Source organism: uncultured Cyclobacterium sp. (assembly GCF_963976465.1).
Taxonomy (GTDB): domain Bacteria; phylum Bacteroidota; class Bacteroidia; order Cytophagales; family Cyclobacteriaceae; genus Cyclobacterium.
On sequence record NZ_CAXBOC010000425.1, the window covers coordinates 1 to 5,124 of the forward strand.

7 protein-coding genes and 1 pseudogene are annotated in these 5,124 nt (G+C 40.2%); 6 read left to right on the top strand and 2 right to left on the bottom strand.

Going from position 1 to position 5,124, the window contains the following annotated elements; genetic code table 11:
• Positions 1-608, top strand: a pseudogene (locus AAC037_RS19425) (2-oxoacid:acceptor oxidoreductase subunit alpha); the annotation flags it as partial.
• Positions 583-1,635, top strand: a complete 1,053-nt coding sequence (locus AAC037_RS19430) for a 2-oxoacid:ferredoxin oxidoreductase subunit beta (RefSeq protein WP_339904939.1) — start codon at positions 583-585, stop codon at positions 1,633-1,635. The pseudogene AAC037_RS19425 and the gene AAC037_RS19430, both read left to right, overlap by 26 nt.
• A 273-nt stretch (positions 1,636-1,908) precedes the next feature.
• Here AAC037_RS19430 and AAC037_RS19435 read toward each other — a convergent pair whose 3' ends face one another.
• The gene (locus AAC037_RS19435; protein ID WP_339904941.1) at positions 1,909-2,145 is read right to left on the bottom strand and encodes a hypothetical protein; all 237 of its coding nucleotides are present in this window, start codon (positions 2,143-2,145) and stop codon (positions 1,909-1,911) included.
• 111 nt (positions 2,146-2,256) lie between these two features.
• Positions 2,257-2,526: a hypothetical protein gene (locus AAC037_RS19440; RefSeq protein ID WP_339904942.1), complete on the bottom strand. Its 270-nt coding sequence runs from the start codon at positions 2,524-2,526 to the stop codon at positions 2,257-2,259.
• A gap of 340 nt (positions 2,527-2,866) precedes the next feature.
• Between AAC037_RS19440 and AAC037_RS19445 the strand changes: the two genes are divergently transcribed.
• The 4 genes from AAC037_RS19445 (at position 2,867) to AAC037_RS19460 (ending at position 5,056) form a co-directional block, all read left to right on the top strand.
• A complete protein-coding gene (locus AAC037_RS19445; RefSeq protein ID WP_339904944.1) occupies positions 2,867-3,490 on the top strand; it encodes a hypothetical protein in 624 nt (207 codons plus the stop codon).
• Positions 3,491-3,572: 82 nt separating this feature from the next.
• Positions 3,573-3,956 carry a hypothetical protein gene (locus AAC037_RS19450; protein ID WP_303614660.1) on the top strand — a complete coding sequence of 128 codons (384 nt, stop codon included), beginning with the start codon at positions 3,573-3,575 and terminating at the stop codon, positions 3,954-3,956.
• Positions 3,953-4,321: a hypothetical protein gene (locus AAC037_RS19455; protein ID WP_339904946.1), complete on the top strand. Its 369-nt coding sequence runs from the start codon at positions 3,953-3,955 to the stop codon at positions 4,319-4,321. The genes AAC037_RS19450 and AAC037_RS19455 overlap by 4 nt, the downstream gene beginning before the upstream one ends.
• 45 nt (positions 4,322-4,366) lie before the next feature.
• On the top strand, positions 4,367-5,056 hold the full coding sequence (locus tag AAC037_RS19460) for a hypothetical protein (RefSeq protein WP_339904948.1): 690 nt from the start codon (positions 4,367-4,369) through the stop codon (positions 5,054-5,056).
• The last annotated feature ends 68 nt before the right edge of the window (positions 5,057-5,124 follow it).

Consider the following 5,124-nt stretch of genomic DNA (forward strand, 5'->3'; position numbering starts at 1 on the left):
AAGAGTTGGAAGCCATGGGCAGGTACGGGAGGTACCTGGACAAGGAAGGAGACGGTATTCCTTACAGGACCTATCCCGGCACCCATCCATCCAAAGGCGCCTTCACCACCAGAGGAACTTCCAGAGATGAGTATGCCGTGTACACCGAAAACAGTGAAGCTTATGTGCGCAATATGAAACGCCTGCAAACCAAGTGGGAAACGGCAAAAAAAATAATGCCCGAACCTCACTTGTATCAAGAAGAAAACCGGCAGGAAATCGGCATGTTGTTCTTCGGAACCTCCACCTATTCTTCAGAAGAAGCCAAAGATTTGCTGGCAGAAAAAGGCATTCACCTGGATGCCATTCGCATCAAAGCCTTCCCCTTTGGAGAAGCTACTGAGACATTTATCCAATCTCACAAGCTTGTGTTTGTCATCGAGCAAAACAGGGATGGGCAGCTTCGCAGCCTGATCATTAATGAAATGCAAACCAATCCTGCGAAACTAGCCCCTGTACTGAATTATGATGGCATGCCCATCACTGCAGACGACATCGCTTCCCAAATCACCAATTATTTAAAGCAAAAAACCACCGTAGCTCATGACTTATCTGAAACCTTTATTTAGACACCCAAAATTGCCCAAAAACAAGCTTGGGTATACACTTAAGGAGTATGAAGGAAGTATTTCTACGCTCTGTGCAGGTTGTGGACATGACAGTATCAGTGCCACGATTGTGCAGGCTTGTTATGAACTGGACATTGAGCCCCATCTGGTAGCCAAAATTTCCGGAATAGGTTGCTCTTCCAAAACCCCGGCCTACTTTCTAGGCAATTCCCATGGTTTTAACTCTGTGCACGGCAGAATGCCTTCCGTAGCTACAGGAGCCAATATGGCCAATAAAAACCTGGTATATTTTGGTGTTTCAGGAGATGGTGACACAGCCTCCATCGGTATGGGACAGTTTGTGCATGCCATCCGAAGAAACCTCAACATGGTCTACATTGTGATGAACAATGGCTGCTATGGCCTTACCAAAGGGCAAGATTCAGCTACTGCCGATGTAGGGTCTAAGAGCAAAGCGGGGTCTATCAACCCATTCCAACCTGTGGACCTTGCCAGTCTGGCAGTAGAATTAGGAGCCACCTTTGTGGCCCAGAGTTTCAGTGGTGACAAGCAACAACTGGTACCCCTAATCAAAGCAGGCATACAGCACAAAGGCCTGGCCTTTATCAATGTGATGTCTCCTTGTGTTACTTTCAATAACAATCCCGGATCCACCAAATCCTATGATTATGTACGTGAACACATGCAAGCCACGGGTACCTTGGATTTTGTCCCCGAAGAAAAACCCATTCATGCCGAGTATGAGGAAGGTACAGGCACAGCTGTATCTCTACATGATGGCTCTGAGATGAAATTACACAAATTGGCTCCGGACTGGGACCCCGAAGACAGGGTATCCGCAGCCAATGCCATTCAGCAAGCCCGGTTAAAGGATGAAATACTCACCGGCTTGCTCTATATCAATACCGAATATGGCGACCTGCATGATATCATTAACACTTCAGACACACCTTTAAATACCATGAAGGAAAATACGTTGTGTCCGGGAACGGAAAAACTGGACACCATCAATGCGGGATTCAGGTAAAAAAATCCTGACACCATCACATCCGAAACAAACAAAACCCCATCGCTTTTACTAGAGATGGGGTTTTGTTTTTTATTCCTTCTAATTCTAAAATAAGGTGATAACCAATGGGATGGTTAACAACATTTGAAATTTCATGAATCTGTTCGTATGACCTCAAAATTGATTCGAATTCCATTTTCGCTATTTGGGTCATTGGCATCCCAGCATCAAATTTATCATTGACTAGTAATGCCTTTGCGAAATCCTCGGGAGGCAGTCCGCTAGGACGAGTCACTCTTTGGTCGAACCGATGGAAAGGCAATGTGCTATAGGCATGGGGAAACGGCTTAGGGATAGGAACGGAAATCCTTTCGGCAAGGCAGAGCGTAGGGAAAGATTGGAGGGATAGCCCGGCTGAAGGAAAGCCCCAAGTCCAGCAAAAGAAATTACTATCAAAAATTCCCTTCCGGAAGATCTCCAGAAAACAACTTTACTATCAAAAACCAGACACTGATAATTCTGCAGCATACAGAAAGACTATCATACTTAAAAAAGATCCTGGCTTTCCTAGAATCATTCTACTTTCAAAAAATCAATAAACCGTAAAAATTGATCTGAAAGAATAGTTTGAATGAGAGTTCAATACTTAAGATAAACAACGTTAGCATCCTGAAATAAACGCTTAGAAAAATGTAAAAGCTTCAACTCACTATGATGCAAAGAGCGAAACTGAACCAAAACCTGCAATTCCAACAAAACGACCACTTTATCGGTTTTATAAATCATCATGTAAAATTCATTCTGTTCGTCAATCATAAGAAAAAGAATGCTTTTCAAAGGTTCCTCCCATTTAGAGGGAAGGTTTTTTGCCCACAACTCACTTGTGAATAGACTTCCCAGTAATACCAAGTTTATCTTCTAATGAGGAAATACGAATTAGATACTTATTGGAGACTAAAAATTGCCTGTAGATAGAGTCAACGATCATAATTGAAAAGATAGATAGAAAAAATCATAACTGTATTTTGGCACATTCCCCGAAAGGAATGCCTTAATTAATTATGGGGAAAATATACAAGTTCAAAAACCTATCTCCAAAAGAGACCCATGAAACAAATTGCAACGCATTGAAAATCTCAATCGTATTTTTTCAAAAAAAATTTTCTAAAAATGAAAACTAATTCCCTAATAACACGTAACTTAAGAAATAATAGTTAATGATTATTTAATACTCTATAACCCAAAAACCATGAAAAAAATCATATTTTTAGCTTTTATAGCTATTTTTTTGTCCTTTACCCCACTTTTCTCTCAAGAAACGAGTTGGGATTATCCTATTCGACCTGGAAGTAGGGAATGGGCTACACTACCCACTACCGCAGATAGGGTAAAAGCCATTCAAGTACCTGAGGACGTACTGCCCAAGCTATCGGATCAACAATTGCTGGATCTTATTTTAAATTACCCTTTCTTTAATAGTTATATCTTATCGGATAACCCGTTTGATGGATACCAAAGAACAATGGTGACACTGAATGCTTATGGAGAACTAAAGTCTAGACCGGAAAGCCTTAATATTATTTTCGATCATTACAACAGGATGGATTTTTCTCAAATAAATAAATTGGGGGAAAGTGCTGAGATTGGAAGGTTTGCGTTACGAGTTTCAGCAATAGAGTTGATGCTAACTGATTTTAGTTTGGACAAAACCTTATCTCTGGAAGAATCTGAGAAAATATTGGAAGGCGTATCAAGAAAATACACAGAAAAATCCGTTAACGAGGAAGAGCTACTGGGCTTGGGAAAGCTAACTACCGCTTTTCTGGCCGCCAATGTGTTTAATGGACAACCTACTTTAAAAAACACGAGCTAGAAAATTTTGTAGCAAACATACGTGTTGTAAGCAATGATTTTGTAGATAATATTATCAATCAAATTAATTATCCCCAAAACCGATGAAAACAAGAATATATATTCTAGCGATCGCCTTATTGGCCTTCTGTTCACAATCCTGCAATAGCGTGGATCAAGATGATCCGGAGTTAAACGAGCTGTTGCTTTCCTGCAATGCCACTGATCCCATCAACGATCTGCAATGGCTGGGTGACCTCGATGCCGAGTATGAGCAATTGTGGCAAACGTACCGTATTATGGTAGTTGAATTCGAAAGGAAAGGTTATATCGTTTTGGATGGTACTCTGAGTTCTTCCCCTGCGTCTACCATATTTAATTGTAATGGAGATGTAGCCCTAAATAGTACATTAAAGGGAATCTCTTACAATGATTTTATTGACAACATGAGAATAGTAAAAGTTTTAAAAACCAAAAACTGGCCATGAAAAAGCTCTACGCATTTATAATTTTTAGCACACTAATCACATCGACTTTATTAGCGCAAAATGTATATACTCCAAAAGGCACTTTGGTTCCAACTAATTCATATTTCACATATAACACTCCCCAAAGTACAATAAACGCATTTTATGACGATTTAAACAATGGCCTTTATGGACCCACCCCTGTAATTGTTGCAAGCGTAAATGATAATTATAATTGTCACGGATATGCCTGGAACATGTATCCTTCAAATGGAAGACAAGTAGCATTAGATGATCCCACATATAATGCAGTTAGTACTTATATCAATGATCAAAGTTTCAAAACTACAACCAACACTACATTGCCAGGTGTACTTGTCCGTTAGAGTGGAGACCATTCTGCTGTAGTTATAAACGTAACAAATCGGCTAATGTCCAAATGGGGATGGGCAACGCTCACTAGACATGCTCCGGGTGACGTTCCTCCAGGATATGGTCTCCCGGCTAGTTACTATCGGTGTAACTTCCCTTCGAAGTTAACCCACGCACAAATAGACAACGGGACAATATCATATGGAACCTACCCTTCATTCGAAGCAAATACTGGTTCACACCGAATTGATGTTTATGGAACCCCACATACTACTTATTCATTTGCAACCCAGCCAAGTGTTCCAGGAATATCCATTTATGGTCAGTATTCAAACACAGTGCTTTTTGATAAACCGGCATATAATCAGCAAGGCCGATATATATTTGTAACTATGAGCAACGGATGTACAGTACCTTCAGCTCAAACAAGTATCTATGTTTATGATCCACCGGGAGCATCTATGATGATTTACCCTGTTCCGACAGATGATGAAGTAACGATCCAATTTGCTGATTTAGAAGAAAAGCTTGTGATGGAAGATATGACTTACGACGGGGAAGGTCCATCTTTACCAGTTTCCATAGAAGTATTCAATGGAAACAACATAAAAGTTGCCGATTTATCTGAAGAGGTAATAGTTAGAAAAAGCAATAAGGTGAGTCTTGCTCACTTAGGGAAAGGAACTTACTATATCAAAGCAATTTTTAAAGACGGTTTTGTAGAAACAAAAAGGGTAATTGTAAAATAAATTATCATAAGAAAATCCAATACCAGAATATTTCGGAAGCCCGGGCAAAAAGTTCGGGCTTTTTTGAA